The sequence below is a fragment of the Adlercreutzia wanghongyangiae genome (assembly GCF_035989245.1).
GTDB classification, from domain to species: domain Bacteria; phylum Actinomycetota; class Coriobacteriia; order Coriobacteriales; family Eggerthellaceae; genus Adlercreutzia; species Adlercreutzia wanghongyangiae.
The window spans coordinates 549,342-566,375 of sequence record NZ_JAYMFF010000002.1; the positions used below are offsets into that span (position 1 = coordinate 549,342).

Below are 17,034 nucleotides of genomic sequence, written 5' to 3' on the forward strand. Positions count from 1 at the left end.
ATGGAAAACAACGAACGTAAGAATCAGCATGAGACGACCGTCGTCCCGCGCGGGGCGGTAGCGGACACCGGTGCTCATTGGCATACGCGCGTGCCGGCCTCGCCGGCCCCCGTGAACAGCTTCTCCACGAAACTGTGGGTGCGCGTGCTGTCGGTGTGCCTGTCACTGCTGCTTGCCGTGACTATGTTCGATGCCACGGCCTTGGTGTCCTATGCCGACGAGCTTGCCGACGAAGAAGCGCCGTTGGCTGCCACCGGCGATGCCGAAGCGGCTGACAAGCCCGATGTCGCCTGGGCTTCGGCGCTGCAGGGCGCCGCACCCGATGCCGCCGCCTTGGCCGCGCTGGCGCCGTCGGGCCTTATGCCTGCCGCCGATGTGCTGCCCCAGGTAACGGCCGACGCGGTCGGGGTGTCGGAGGAGGAGCGCATCGATCTGTCCGAGCGGGTGCGTCCGCACCTGGTGGCCTCGGGTGCGCCCTACAGCGCCAGCCAGGGCTTCTTCCTGAAGGGCGCTCGCATGCAGGCGGCTTTCGAGCTGGGCAATTTGAGCGCTCTGCTGGAAGGCGGCTTCCTGGCCGGCACCAAGGCGGGCGACCGCTTCGTGCTTACCATGGATGTCCCCTACCTTTATATAGATGATGCGGGCAATGCGGCCACCACCTATTCCCAGGAGGAATGGAAGCTGCGCTGTGCGCTGGCCGATCAGGCGGCGAAGGCGCTGGCCGGGGCAGAGGGCGCTCCCGACAGCGAGCAAGCGGCCCGCGAGGCGGCGGCCGAGGCGGCTGCCAACCCGGAGACCACGGCCCAGGCGCCCCGCGTGGCCCTGTTTGCCGAGGCGATCCCCGAGGGCTGGTCGCTGTGGCAGGAGCACGAGGGCTCCTATCGCGCTCTGACCGATGAGGACATGCAGGTCGGCGTGAGCGGCCGCTTGGTGTGGCGCTACGACGGCAACGATGGCAAGCTGGACGCAGCGGCGGCTCTGCCTGCCTTCGAGGTGGGCCTCGCGGGCTCCGTACCTGCAGGTACGCTCGTATCCATATACTATGGATACGAGATGCACTCCTTCACTGCGCGCACGGTTGAAGGCGAGGAGGCTCCCGCCCCGCAGTACGGCGATGTGAAGCGCGGGGCCGTGGGCTCTTACGCGTTGACGAACGAGGCGAGCGAAGCGACCGCCTCGTTCGCGGTGACGCCTCTGGCCGCCGCGATGCCGCGTATGGCGTTCGGCGACGGCACCGGTTATCTGGCCCATGTGGTGCGCTACGAGGTGCCGGCCACAGCGCCGGCTGCCACGGCCATCGCGCTGGGCGCCGCGTTCCCGGCCGATTACAACGGCGTGGGCGGCGTGACCGACGACGTGCTGAAGGCTTTCCAGGCCGATGAGGGCGGCAACCCCATCGAGGCTGCTGCGAAAGCGGCCGCTGATGATGCCGACAACGCCGAGGAAGGCGACGATCCCACGTTCGTGGGCGTGCCCGGCAAGGGCGGCGTGCTGGTGCTGGACGTGACGGACCTTTCCGACGAGCAGATTGCCGCCATTAATCCGATGAAGGCCTCCAGCCTGGCGGCCCTGGGGCTGAGTCCCCTGCCCTATGCGGTGACCGACGACGGCCGCATCCAGCTGACGCGCACGGGCGACGATGGCCATATCGAGCCTGGTGCCGTGCGCCAGCTGTACGTGGCCGCCCCTTATGCTGAGGCCGCTATTGCCTTCGCAGATGAAGCCGCCGAGCAGTCGGCGCCGGTGCGTGCCCAGTTCGATGTGCAGTTGTCGGCGGTGGGCGTGGGCGAGCCGGTAGTGTACGCCGAGTGCGTGAACACCGAAGCCTCCTTCGCCGCTGCCGCTATGGGCGACGCCTTCATGACCGACGAGCAGCAAGCGGCCGTTCAGAAGCCGGCCGAAACGCCGGCGTTGCCCGGCCTGAACGAGGTGCTGGACGCGCTGACGCCCGCCCCCGACGCTACCGAACCCGCCGCGAGCGAAACCGACGAGGATGCTGCCGCCGATGCTCCCGAGGTCGACGTTACCGTGCCCGACGGCTATCGCAACGCCGATAACGCCCCGGTGCAGCTGCTGACGGTGGATGCCGGCATCAGTCTGTTCGCCTCCCAGAGCCGCGCGGCGGCCGTGCCCTTCGCCAGCCAGCAGTACATGCTGCCGAGCGACTACCTGGACCCGAACCTGCACATTTCGGGCGGCACGCCAGTCGATGGCATGGTAAACGCCAACATGATCAAGACGGGCGAGATCATCGAATTGACGCTGCAGCCCAACCCCACGAAGAAGTCGGGCTTTTTGGGCAAGCACGAGTCGTTCCAGAGCGTGTCGGGCGGCATGGACCAGATCAAGAACGCCGCCGTGAAGTTCACGCTGGAAATCCCCTACTTGTACTTCACCGACACGGCCGTGGTAACCACCACCGACGAGAAAACCTGGCGTGATGCCCAGACAAAATACCCTAAGGACAAGGCTATCTACGAGAACAGTCTGCAGCGTTTGGCACTGTATCCCACCACGTCCATCATCAACACCTACGACTTCTCGAAGGACGGCGGCAACACCTGGCTCTCCTCCCAGGAGATGCAGCAGTACACGACGGCGGGCATGTCGGGCACCTGGACGCTGCGCTACCGTTCCACCAACACCAGTAAGCCCTATCAGCTGCCCAAAGACCCGGCCAACGAGAAGTTCACCGTGAAGTTCGTGGGCAGCGTGCCCGACAACACCGGCGCCACGGTGAAGCTGGGCTATTCCTACAACACCTACACCGACGGCTCGGGTGTGGAAACGCGCGGCGCCCAAGACACCGTGGTGGCCCCCGGTGAGGAGCGCAGCGAGGGTGCCTCCAATGTGCTGGAGGCCACGTTCATCCAGACGAACCTGAAGTGGACGCTGGCCAATGAGGCTATCGTGCGGAACCCAGTGCTGTGGGACCACTACAACTACACCGTGTGGAAGGTGACGGTGCAGAACGTGTCCGAGACGCGCGAGTCGGAAGTGGACTTCATGAACTACGTGTTCCGCTTTGATGCCGCCGACGGGCCGACGGCTGGTTTGCGCTCGAACGATACGCTCACGTGGAAATACGACAGCGACACGGGCAAGGACGTGAAGGACCCGACCGCCTACAAGGTGAACACGAACGTGGCGGTGAGCGACTCCGAAGCCAAGTATATCGGCCGTCCCAAGGAAGGCGGTATCCTCATCTACGACGTGTCCACCATGACCGATGCCGAGATTGCCTCCATCAATGTGGACGATTTCTCGAATGTGGATGAACTGGGTCTGACGCCGCTGCCCTACGGCACCGGTGGTCGTGCGGGTCAGATTACCCTGGACTACACGGAAGCCGACATGCCCTACGGCAAGCACCTCATCTCGCACGACCCGAAGGCGGTCGCGGATATCAAGGGAACCGACGAGGAGCGCGAGGAGATTCTGGCCAGCGAGTCTGACAAGCTGGTGCTGCTGATCGCGCTGCCCTATACCACGAACTACACTGAAACCGAAGGCGATTACGCCAATGCCAAGTGGGAGGTGCTGGCCACTGCCAACTTCGGCAACCGCGGCTACGACAAAGACAGCCAGTCGCTGGACTACCAGTGGATGCAGACGTTCACGGGCCAGAACGCCTTCAACTCGAACTTCACCAAGCCCCTGTATGGCGCCACGGTTGATAAGGTGGCGGTGGATCCCGACACCAAGCAGGAGAAAAGCGTGGAGGTGGAGGCGCCGTTGGGCCGCATGGTCACCTACCGCATCAAGAACATCAAGAACACCGGCAACGTGCCCATCTACGGCGAGGATCAGAAAGACGCCACCACCTACGGTATGACCTTGGCCGATCAGCTGCCGAAGGGCTTCCACCTGTCGGGCATCGACATTCGCGTGCAGCGCAGCGCCTATTCCCAGCTCACGCGCGAGGTGGACAACCCCTCCACCGAGGAAGGCGCCCCTGCCACGATAACCCAGACGGTGGCCGACCTGTCCGACTGGTTCGACCTAGCCGCGGGCCAGGAGGCCCTGGGCAAAACCGCTACCATGCCCGTGCAGTTCCAGGTGAAGGACGCGGCGGGCAACCTCAGCTGGCGCTTCTTCAATGTGCCCCTGACCACCGAGCTTTCCGCCGACGGCCAGTACTACACCTTGCATTTGGGCAGCAACACCAGCACGGCCAACGGCATCGCCGAGTTCCTGGAAACCCAGGGCATCGCCGCGGCGCCCAGCCGCAAGTATGTGGGCAACACCGTTAAGCCCACCACCGAGTTCACGGGCTTGTTCCGCGTGCTGTTCCGCCATGTAATTCCCGCGGGCACCTACACCAACAAGGCGCAGATGACGGGCCTGACTCCCTTCACGGTGCCGGTGAGCATCGATGTTTCGGGCGTGATGATCGAGTCGCTTTCCGACGGCAAGAAGGATTGGTACGACAACCGCACCGGCATCACCTTCGGCGAGCGCCGCTATGTGGCCATCGACCAGACCGGCGAGTACCGGCAGGGCGGCGAGTCCTACACCTTCACGTCCGAAGAGGCCACGGCCACCTTCAAGCCCTACGTGACCAAGCCGCTGCTGACGGCGCGCCCCATTTCCATGTACGACGGCAGCGGTGGCGTGGACAGCAACCTGGAGCGCGAGGGCACCTGGAGAAACGGCGCCCAGACCGACGCCAAGGTACGCCCCGCTTTGGTGGAAACTGACAACGCCGGCTGGCGCTTCCGCATTGGCAACGACTCGCTGTCGCGCATGGCCCCCGCGTGCTTCTCGGTGGGCCCCATCCCCGACGGCATCAACACTGCCTCCATCGCCACGGTAACCACCCAGGGCGATAACGGCACGGGCACGTTCGTGGTGCCGTCGAAGGTGCCCGGCGCCATGCAGAAAACCCCCTACTTCGTGACCGACAAGATTCGCCTGGGCGGCGCCTTCTTCGGCACCTACCACCCCGAGGTGAGCCCCGACACCTTCGGTGAGCCCGTGACTGACGAGGCGGGCAACGTTACCGGCTACACCCCCGATTACGCGGCCCAGGTGAGCCGTGTGGTGCTTACTTACTACAAGAGCGCTTCAAACGACGCTGACTTCCTGCCCATCACCAAGGAGCTGTACAACAACAAGAGCGGCGCCAAGCTGTGGGAGCTGTTCAAGCCCGAAGAGGTAACCGACGCTGACGGCAACAAGTCGCTGACGGGCCGCTATGTGCTGAACGTGGCCGACTTGGGCCTGGCGAACGACGACGACAAAATTTACGTGACCAACCTCCAGATCTACATGACCCAGTTCAAGGGCAGCAAGAAGATCGTGCCCACCGACATGAACGACGCCACGGTGGAAATCCTGGGCACGTCCAAGGAAGTGGGGTCGCTGCCGCTGTACGCCCAGTGGAGCACCGACTACGCGAACCCCTCCGGCAACAACAATATTGCCGACGTGGCCACGCTGACCAGCATGTACATTCCTATCCAGCCCACGGTGAGCACCAGCTACGGCTATGTGGATGCGGCCGGCGCACGCCAGAACAAGACGGCCGTGCCCTACCGCTGGGGCGACCTGGAAGACGAGACGGCTTTCTTCCGCTACACGCTGACGAACGACTCATTCTACGAGATTTCCGACTTCGGCCTTGACCTGATGGTGAACGGCCTGTCGCAGGAAACCGAGTCGGTAACCGACGGCGGCACCACTACGACGGGCCACACCTTGTGGCGCGGCTTCCTGACGCGCAACGTGGAGGTGCCCGGCTTCGTGTACGGCAACGCGCCGATGTACGACGCATCGGGCAACAAGCTGTACAACGCCGACGGCAGCGAGAAACTGGAACCGCAGAAGAGCTGGTTCTACGCCTATGGTGAGCTGGGCCGCATCGATGTGCTGAACGAGGAGAACACTACGGCCACCGTGATGAACGGCGAGCCCGACGGCACTGCCACCAGCAAGCTGGCCCCCGATGCCTCCTACGACATCGCCGTGGCTCTGGCCGAGATTAACGCGGCGGTGAAGGCGGGCAAGACGAGCGGCGTGGTGGCCAGCACCACCTATCCCAACATCTCGCTGGATTTGGGCACCGGCGGGGCCACGACGGCCATCCTTTCGGTGCGTGTGTCCAACGATGGCACGTCCTTCGATGCCGCCGGCAATCAGACCTTCGGCCTGTTGAACAATGCTGCGGGCGTGCCCACCGCGTCGCCGCTGAAGATGGTGCGCCTGCGCTTCAACCGCGTGAACAGCTACGCCACCCTGGCCGACACGGCCAACCAGTACGATGTGACGGCGGCCAACAAGGCGCCCGTGGTGTACCTGACCGGTCGCGCCGACAGCCATGCCACTAACGTGAGCACCAAGGCCCAGGGCTTCACCACCACGCCGGCCTACGGTCCTGCCATGATGATCGGCTCGGGCAAGCGCGAGGAAACCTCGGGCAACACGAAGATCAACCGCCTGACCGACCAGATCACCATGACCTTCGGCTCCTTCACCTCGGCCATCGACTACACCACCACCAAGCCCGCATCGTCGCGCCCCGACGAGGGCACGGTGAAGACGCTGACCAACGACGGCGTGGAAGTGGCGAACTACACCGAGGACGCGATCTACCACTTCAAGGTGAAGAACACGGGCCTCAACCGCTCCGACGACGCGGTGGTCACCGTGAACATGGAAGACCTGAGCGTGTATCTGGGCGATCCGGTGAACGACGTGCAGGGCTTCCTCACGAAGAAGGTGACGTTCAACGAGGGCCTGTTCGCCTTCGGCCAGACGGTGCGCGCCGACAACACCCCGGCTTCGCTGAAGAGCTCGCTGGTGGATGCCGTGTTCTACTTCCGCACCGTGCAGGATAACGGCGGCGCAAAGACGGCCCTGGCGGCCACGAACCGCCTGTACGGTCAGGGTGCGGCTGCCATCACCACTGATACTAACGGCGCCGTGGCCACCGATAACGGCGCGGGCTACCACGTGCGCCTGACCGCTGACGAGTTGGCGACGCTGCTGGACGAGGCCCAAGCGGCCGATCCCGCGGCCACGTCCTTCGACATCGACCTTGCTACCGATGCGCGTTTCGCCGCCTACACCGATTGCTACCTGGAGCGCATCGAGCTGCGTTACAGCGAGGTGGACCCGTCGCTGGATGCGGCGGCCCAAACCGTGGACATCGGCCTGACCGGCACGGTGAACTGCTGGTACAAGAACGGCTGCCAGGAGCCGGCGAACTCCACGGCCCCCACCTATTCGAAGGTGTGCGCCACGGCCAAGCTGGTGCAGACCCAGAAGCTGGACAAGCAGGCCCAGAGCAGCGCCCGCACCGGTCACTTCAAGGTGTACTACCCGGCCATGGAACTGCACACCTTCGGCCAGTACGGCCCCACGTTCAACGCCTATATGAACCATGCCACCTACAGCACCAACGCGGCCAGCGACGGCACCGGCACCCGCACCAGCGTGCCCTACGACCGCGACTTCAAGCTGTGGGCGAATCTGACCAACGAGCGCGGCGTGTCCACCCTGGATATGGTGGACGTGACGGTGAACCTGCCTTTGGACTGGGAGTCGGTCGCCCAGGCGGACGGCTCCACGAAGAGCGACTACGTGGGCTTCCACACCACGAAGATGACAGTGAACGCCGAGTTGTTCGAAACCTTCAACCAGGGCTGCGTGGGCACGATCGTGTTCACGGGCTATGGCGAGGGTGACGATGCCGAGAACAAGACGGTCACCTGGACCCTCAGCCCCGACGACGCCTACCAGAAGCTGGCCTCCACGCCGGCCACGGGCACCACTGCCACGCGTCTGCCCACCTTCTTCCGCGACGAGACGTGCCAGGAAACCCACAGCTTTGTCACGGCCACGCCCCAACCGGGTTCGGGTGACGGCGCGGGCGACGGCGACAGCACGGGCGGGGCCGCCGGCGACGGCGACAGCACGGGTGATGCCGCTGGTGACGGCGATGCGGAGGCCGACCCAGCCGCTGCGACGCCCACGGCCTGCGAGTACTACCTGAACGACGCGGGCGACTTGGTCATCACCGAGGAAATGCTGCGCGCCCACGGCATCGCGAACCTGAAGTCGGTGAAGCTGGTGGGCTGGGAGGATATGTCCCGCGACGATGCCGCCGGCGCCAACAACACCACGGCCGCGGCCACGGTCAGCTGGGACGCGGGCCAGAACATCGTGTTCGATGGCTACGCCGACCATAACTTCGATGCCGGCATCTATCTAGATGCCAAGACGGAGAACTTCCTACTGAAGCTGCGCGAGCCCTCGAAGCTGTTCATGGTGGGCAGCCCGGTGACGCGCATCGATCAGTCGTGGATCTATATGTCGAAGATGTACTTCGACACCATGAACCGCTCGGGCTTGTACGACTCGAACGCCGGCAACACCACCGCGGCCCCCACCAACGGGCGTCGCTTCTCGCAGGCCACCTACGGCTCGTGGGACGATCACCACGAGGGCCACTACGGCTGGACCGATGGCGAGTACAACTTCGCCCTGGATGTGGGTTACAAGGCCCAGGTGTCGCTTTTGGCCGACTTCCGCCAGGTGAACAGCGCCTACAACCAGCAGGCACCGGAATGGGGATGCCACACCGAGCAGGGCCCCTGGACCGACTCCCACACCATGAAGGGCCGCAACCTTACCTGGGTGGGCCCGGAAACCTACAACTCGGGCATGGTGGTGCATCTGACCCAGAAGGTGCCCTCGGGCTACTTCGATTCCTACTACCTGAAGATTCGCCGCGATGCTGCGTCCTATGTGGACCGCATCACCATCACCTACAGCGACGGCAAGAAGCTGGTGGTGGAAGGTGCCGACATCAAGGCGCTGCTGCAGGGCACCACGGCCGATGCCGACCAGGCCGGCGTGGGATCGACGGGCCAGTACTTCCGCCTGAACTTGCTGGCCACCACCGGCACGGGCGCCGCGCGCGAGCATGTGGCCAGCTTTGGTTCCGAGACCACCAATGCGGGCAACGTGGATCGCTCCGACTACTACCGCGATCCGGTGGACGACTATTCCAACCAGTCGGTGACGGGGGCCAAGGACGGCGCGCCCGACTTCACCGTTACGGAAATCGCCTACGACATTCGCATCAACCAGTACCAATACACCGACGGCTCGCTGGCCCAGAACACGAACCGCTATGTGGACGGCACCTATATCGAGAACGCGCAGGAAGGCTCGGTACTCGACCGTCCCGACTACGGCACCATCTACGGACTTTCCATGACCGGCTTCGATGTGGTGGACCGCATGGCCCTGGAAGTGAACGGCCGCATGTACACCGAGACGCCCAAGGCCGGCGTGGATTCCATTGTGGAAACCTCGCTGGAAGTGGGCGGCACGAACTCGGGCAATGTGCGCGCGGGGCATGCGGCCATGGTGCGTTGCGATACGCCGGAGAAGCAGAAGAACAACGCCTACCGCAGCGTGTGGTCGTATCAGGACTACCACCGCAACGGCGCCACGTGGTGCGGCCATCACGACTGCCCGGCCCGCATGCGCCACCTGCGCTCCCGCAATGTGGTGGTGGCGCTGACCGACGGCAACTACACCGAGAAGGGCATCACCTGGAACGATGTGGCCTACACGCAGCTGGGCGAATCCACTGAATCGCGCAACATGACGAGTCATGGCCTGTTCGGCGGCGACACGGCCTTCAATATCGCCATGTACCGATACAATTTGTACCGTTGGGATACGGGTTGGGGCAACCCCAGCTATTCCAGCTCGGTGGGCAGCCGCCAGTACTACCCCAACGACTGGGGCGCGAACTATGTGTCGTTTGCCGACAAGCTGATGATCGACGACGTGATGCCCTGGTGCCAGCCTGACGACGACCTGTCGTACTACGGCTTCCTTACCATGGGTCTGAAGATTCAGGCCGGCGTGCTCGATCATCTGCGCACCTATAAGGATGCCTACATCAAGTTCACCACGAAGAAGTGGGGCTCCACCAAGGGCGTGGCCCCCTATACCTTCGATCCGGCTACCGAGCGCTATATCGACTCCAAGGGCGCGTGGGTGGATGCCGACGGCAATCTGCTGCGCACCGACGAGAACGGCAATGGCGCTTTCAAGATTTACGGCGAGAGCACCAGCGCGGGCCGCACCTTCATCATGCGCCGCGACGGCATCTACGAAGTGAATGCGACGGGTGCGGAAACGCAAGTTTCCACCCAGGGTCTCGATTATGTGACGAGCGCCACGGGTGCCGGCCTGATCAAGTTCGAGCGCGACGGCGAGGAAACCCACGAGTACCTGCGCGACGGCAACCCCGCCGTGCTGAAGCTGAACGTGAACGAATTCATCGCCAGCTACACCATGGACTTGGGCCCCTACAGCGGCAACGGCGATATTACCGCCGAATCGAACGGCCAGTATGCGACGGTGGATCGCGACGATGCCACCGCGGTGGACGTGCGCGTGCTGGGCCGCCCCTATGTGTACAAGGACCAGAAGCGCCCGGGCACCAACACGGTGAGACCTGTGGACGACGCCCGCAACACGGCGCGCGTATGGTCGTATAACTTCAACGCCATGCCCAAGAGCGCCGACGACCGCACCTACGACGGCGCGAACGCCAAGAAGTCGCCGGCGTGGCGTGCCGGTTCCGGTTCCGGCTATACCCGCCAGCCCCAGGATACCGCCTACTACCTGGGCTACCTCATTCCGTTCTCCTACGGTTCGGACATTTCCCGGGCGAAGTGGAGCCAGGCCGAGGGCAACTTGGCCGATTACGAGGACGACAACCTTACCCCGGTGGTGGACACCTACGAGGTGCGCTTCTGGAATCGTAAAGACCAGAACATCGACGTGGACGACGAGTATCGTGCAGCCCACATCAGCACCGTGAAGCTGAAGGCCTCGTGGACGGCCGGGTTCGACAACCTGGACACGGGCGCGGTGCCCAGCACCCTGCGCGTGCAGAAGGTGTACGTGCCCAGCCAGTTCGTGCCCGTGGGCGGCCATGCCCGTCGCGCCGATTGGTTCCAGGCCCAAGACTTCACCTTCACCGTGTACCACGTGGGCGGCGGCTCGAACACCGTCACCTTGTCGTGGAACGACATGGTCAGCCTGGGCATGCTGTCGCTGACAGGTTCGGTGAGCGACGTGGCGGGCATCCCCACGTTCACAGGCGCTCCGCTGACCAGCGGCAACTATGTGGGCAACTACGTTATCGATCTGGAGAAGTACCTGCGCGCCTCGGCGGCAGCCGATGCGCTGCTGGAGGCGAACCCCAGCATGACCGCCGAGCAGCTGTTCGACGCCTTAAACGGCGCGAACGGGTCGGGCTACAACTTCGGGCTGAACATCGCCGGCTACATTGAGGCCCAGAAGGGCGACAAGAACAACGGCTGGGCCGATCCTCAGAACCCCACGGCGGCCGAGGTGGGCAGCGCCGCCTTCGTGGCCCGCGCCAAGGCGGCGGTGGCCGGAGCCGTGCGCACCAAGCTGGTGGGCACCTATCGCGCCACCGACCACACGAACACCCTGGGCGGTTCCTGGGCCAGCGAGCCCTCGGTGAATCTCACCTACGCGGCGCCTTACGTGACATCGCTGCAGTTCACCTTCACCTCGCCTTTGGCCTCGCGCGAGAAGCCCGAGACCATGCTTGATTCGGGCCAGTACTTGGGCCAGGTGGCCGAAACGGGCCGCAGCCAGGGCAACAGCGATGCGGCCACGAACTTCGCCTTCGCCTACGACGGCGTGTACGCCGACCGCGAGGTGACCGACTTCCGCACGGCCGAGGAAACGGGCACCGACCCGGCGAAGGGGAACTGGAACTATTGGTCCACCCCCACCTTCGACAAGCAGGGCAACGTCTTCGACGGCACCACTATGAACAACCATTTGGCCGTGGTGCAGCCCGTGGAGACGCGCGACCCGAACAAGCACAAGGAAACCTCCACGGAATACGATGATCAGCACGCCGATGTGTCCCATCGCCTGGGGGCGCTGGTTACCGATATGCAACGTGGCAAGAAGGTGAGCCTGAACGGCGCCGATGCGTGGATTTTCGGCTACGACTACGACGACCGCTCGGCGTCGTCGCCGGTCAGCTTCGATCCCGCCTCCGGTGAGGGTGCCGACATTCCCAACGGCGACTTGTATGCGGGCGACTACGTGGAGTACAACCTGTACGTGGGCGCGGGCGATCAGAAGATTCGCACCGATCGCACCTACTACACGGGTTCCACCGCCAACGGTTTCGAGACGTCCGCGCTGCCCCTGCAGCAGGTGAACGGCCGCTTCGAAGTGCCCCGAGGCCAGCGCATTGTGGGCTGGGAAGTGCAGAAGTACTACGACGCCGCCCAGGGCAAGTGGGTGGAGAACAACACCGCCGCCCAGAAGCAAGCCGGGGGCACCTTCAGTGCGGCCCATGCAGTGACGGCCGACCTGCGCGCGGCCGACGGCACCGTGTCGGTGGCCGACGCACCCCAGCAGACCGACCTTTCCCAGAAGGGCGGCACGGAGCAGTACGACGCTAACCGTGTGCTCACCTTCAGCGTGGGCAACCTCGACCGCACGGCGGCCAAGGACAACGCGGCGGCCACCAGCCAGATCGATCCCGGTCGCGGCGTGTGGATTCGCGTGATCACCCAGATGACCGACGAGCTGGAGAAAGACGCCGACTACAACAGCACGGTGAACGGCGCCGTGCAGGAAAGCAACCCCAGCTACCAGGGCCAGGCGGTGGAAGCCAGCTTCTACGCCACCGCCGCGCCGCTGCACGGCTTCACCCAGTACCGTGCCTACAACAAGAACGGCACCGCGGGCAGCAACGACCGCGGTGGCAAGCCCTTCGCCACCGACAAGGCCGAGAAGGGCTACATCGCCGGCGCCCACACGAACGCTGCAGGCGGCACCGACAACTGCACCCAGAGCGATGCGTCGCTTCTGAAGTACAGCTACGGCAGCCACGACATCCTGTTTGACGGCTACACCCAGCTGGCGGCGCGCAACTACTCCAGCGTGTTGTTCCACCAGCACGATACCGCCCAGGTAGTGGTGACTCCCGACTTCTACGACCCGCAGGGCGCGGGCGGCGCGGGGCAGAGCGACCCGGTGTCGTCCAGCAACCAGCTGGCCAACGCCGATGGCAACCGCATGCGCCTGCGGGTGACGAACATCCGCAACACCACGTGGCACGAGGCCACCATGACCATGACGGTGTCGTTTATGCGGGCCCAGAACAACACGGCCACGGGCACCACCGGCTTCGACGCCAACGGCAACCCGGCCGGCGTGCGCTACTTCGAACTGACCGAGCAGCCCACCTACACCGCCACCGATCACGGTAGCGCTTTCGTAGACGGCAAGCCGCCGGTGCTGGATTACCCCAGCACCGGCGTGGGCAGCGCGGCCTTGCTGCCGGCCAGCGTGAACGGCCCCGATGCCAACCTGGGGCTGCTGCCTGAAACCGTGGTGCCCACGAACAACCTCTCCCATGGCGTGGGTGCCATCGCCTCGGGACGCCCGGCTTTGAAGATTGAATACTACGTGCCCAACTGGTACGCGCCGGTAACGGCCCTGGCCGCCTCGTGGCTGGACACCCGCGAGACGGTTACGAGCACGGTGACCCCCTTCGCCACGGCACCTGTAACGGGCAGCAACGGCGCCTGGGTGACCTATGACGAGCTGGTCGCGAAGTACGGCGAGAACACCGATGCCGTGACCGGCGGCACCTTGTCGGGCCAGGGCCATACGGCCAACGGCAACGTGTTCCGCGATGTGACCGGTGTGCGTTGGACCTACTATGACGTGCCCGCCACGGCCGGCGATGCCTCCACGGCCTTCCCGCTGGACAACGTATCGCTTCTGGGCGTGGCCCGCTACCAGGACACACGCCTGGACAGCCTCCCGCTGTCCAACGGAGCCACGGCATCGGAGCAGCCCGACTCCTGGACGCCCTCCAGTCAGGTGGACGTGGCCTTCACCCATACCGACAACGAGAACACCGTGCTCGATTTCGTGGACATGAGTCGCGTGCCGGCAGGCACGGCCACGAAGAACGCCGATATTACCGGTGGCGTAAGCGCCTTCACGGCCAACAACGGCACCGTGGGTGCGCCCGTGCTGGTGGAGAATGCTCCGGTGGCTCACGACACCCTGTTGACCAAGCAGGACGAGGGCAAGCTAGCCGGGAAGGAGATTCTGCGCCGCACCCCCGTGATGCGCTTCCAGGCCCAGGCCTTCCAGACCGAGGGCCAGGCGCAGGCGGCCTACAACGCCGATGCGGCCCAGAAGAGCAGCTACGTTGCCGGCGAGCAGCTGTGGTACAAGAACACCCTGGCGAACATGCCCAAGACGAAGAACGTGGGCAAAAAGACGCTGGAAGGCGAGCTGTACAACCCGGTGTTCTACCAGATGGTGCCCCAGGAATACCTGAAGCAGGACGATGATGCGCCCATCACGGCCCGGTATCTGGCCGATCATCTGCGCGTGAACTGGTATCAGTCGGCCACCATGAACCCGGCCAAGGCCGACGCGGCCGACGAGGATGTGTACGCTGCCCGCACCAACGGCATGAAGCTGGTGGTGGAGAAGGTGCAGGATTACACCATGCCCGACTACGGCGGCGCCATGATCTACAACAACACCATGAACGGCACCGACCGCGAGGACGGCCGCTACTTCGCCAACCTGAACCCGCGCGGCACCAACGTCAGCCAGACTACTGCCTTCACCCTGTACAAGATTCACTGGGTGCCGGCCGACGAGCCCATCGTGGAGGGCGACGACGTGGCCGTGGCCGAGGCCGACAAGCAGACGTCTGCCGGCGGCGTGCAGGGCGGCTCGGTGATAGATGCCGACATTGCCTACGATCGTCCGGTGGATGAGTTGATGCCCGACCAGACCCGCATGGAGGTGGGCGATCGCATCGAGCTGTACTTCGACGTGTACGCCTCGGTGGACGACCTGCCCCAGGTGTACATGCAGAACGGCGTGACGGGCAACGTGGGCACCACGGGTTTGGAGCCGGCCTACTTCCCGCGCGTGGGCGAGTACTACTATCGCGACTACGTTGACACCTATTACGGGTGGACCGGCCGCATCAACCCGCTGCGCTACACCAACGGCACCGACCAGGTGTACAACTACGCTGGCGCGCTGAACTTCAAGACCGACAACGTGCTGATGGACATGGACTACCTGATGCTGGACTCGGCCTTCACGGGTGACGTGGCCGAGCAGACCGACCGGTGGGAGATGTTCGACGGCTCGTACACCTACATTCCCGGCGAGGCCACCAGCCAGTTCCACTACAACGGCTACGCCACCACCAACGACAACTGGGGCTACAGCGGCAACGGCTTGAATTACAGCTCGGCTCAGCTGGCCGGCACCGGCGCCACCGACAGCTACAGCGCCGGCTACCTCAGCGACACCGACATCAAGCAGGCGAACTACAAGCAGGTGGTGCGCTATACCCCGTGGCCCCAGAGCGGCACCGTGGGCACCACGGCCGACAAGCTGCCCAGCAACGTGCACTTCCTGTGGTGGCACGACCACAACGACTCGGCTTACAACAACAACGCCGATTCCAACACCTACGACAATACCGGTTCGTCGCGGGCCGCCATGAACAACGATGGCGGCACGGCCCTGGCCACCGGCTATCGCTACGTGCGCGATTGGTACCATTACGTGACCAAGGCCCGCACCCTGGGCCATGGCGCCCAGCGGAAGGACGGCGCCGGCGCCACCGAGTACGGTACCACCCAGAACGCCGATGGCGAGACGGTGTCCAGCGGCATCGTGGAGAAGCGCTGGGAGTCGGACACGCCGCTCGTGTGGTCCGAGACGCGTCTGCACATGCAGAAGGCGTGGCTGGCCACGTCCAGCCGCTTCATCAGCGGCGCCACCACGGCCATGACCGACACCAACGGCAACGAGGTGGCCACGGGCGTTTCCAACTACGAGGCCCAGCGCAAGTACAATTCCGAGGACACCCACGCTGGCTGGACGCCCTGGTGGAACGATTATTCTGGCCAGCGCTTGAACGAGAACCGCGGCGTGGTGCTGGGTCAGTACACCACGGCCCTGCAGTACAACCAGGACTTCATCAGCGAGCTGATCGCCTACAACTACGGCGACCGCAACCTTGACGGCGTGGAGTTCACCTACGTGATGCCCCGCGGCGTGGAGCCCATTTTGGACGGCACCGTCACCGAGGTGCCGAAGGACGACACCATTCTGGGTGAGGAAGATTTCGACTACACCTCTACCCTCACGGTGCACTTCACGGCTGAGGATCTGGAAGAGCCCGTCACCTTCAGCGTGTACACCGTATCGGGGCGCAAGGTGGGCACCTACCGGGTGAAGCCCAACGACGACGTGCTGGTGACCAGCGCCCATGCCGTGGCGGAAGGCGCCGACGGCGGTGCTGCCGGCGGCGGGGCGGACGGCGAGGGCACCGATGCCAAGCCCGTCACCTTCGAAGAGGGCGACTACTGGGTGATCGTCGAAGCGGTGGGCACCACTCCCGAGGGCCTGCCTTTCGAAACCCGCGAATACGAGTACAAGACCATCGATGACGCGAACCAGGTGGTCACGAATGTGACGAACTATCCGCCGCGCAGCTTCCACGTGGTCGACCACGATCAGATGGTGGCTAAAAACGACGGCGAGGGTGTGCGCGTCGACCTGTCGGGTGCTGCGAAGCCCAACAAGCAGAGCGTGTATTCCGTCGACGGCACCAAGCCGACGCGCCTGTCGAAGCTGGTGGGCGATGCGGCCGCGGACCAGAAAGTGGTCACGCTGGGCACCACGACCTATGTGGTGGACGAGACGGCCGGCAAGTATGTGGCCTGGGATAAGGCCGGCGAGTGCGTGGAGATTACCACCTACGACGCCGAGGTGCCGTCGTCGGTGATCGCGTCGTGGGAGTTCAACCGCATTGAGCTGACCTCGCCGGTGTGGGTGCGCCTGCACGCCGAGGGCGCCAGCATCGATCACCCGGCCCGCGCCCAGGTGGTGGACGGGGACGGCAACGTGGTGAAGGTGACTGGCGCCGACGGTGCCGAGGTGGCC

General features: G+C 64.5%; 1 protein-coding gene (cut by a window edge). It reads left to right on the forward strand.

From position 1 onward, the window contains the following. Nucleotides 1–17,034, forward strand: the 5' end (the start) of a protein-coding gene (locus tag VIN30_RS02610; protein WP_338209049.1) for an SdrD B-like domain-containing protein. It continues 22,437 nt past the right edge of the window; only the first 17,034 of its 39,471 coding nucleotides appear in the window; its start codon is at nucleotides 1–3; its stop codon lies off the right edge, out of view.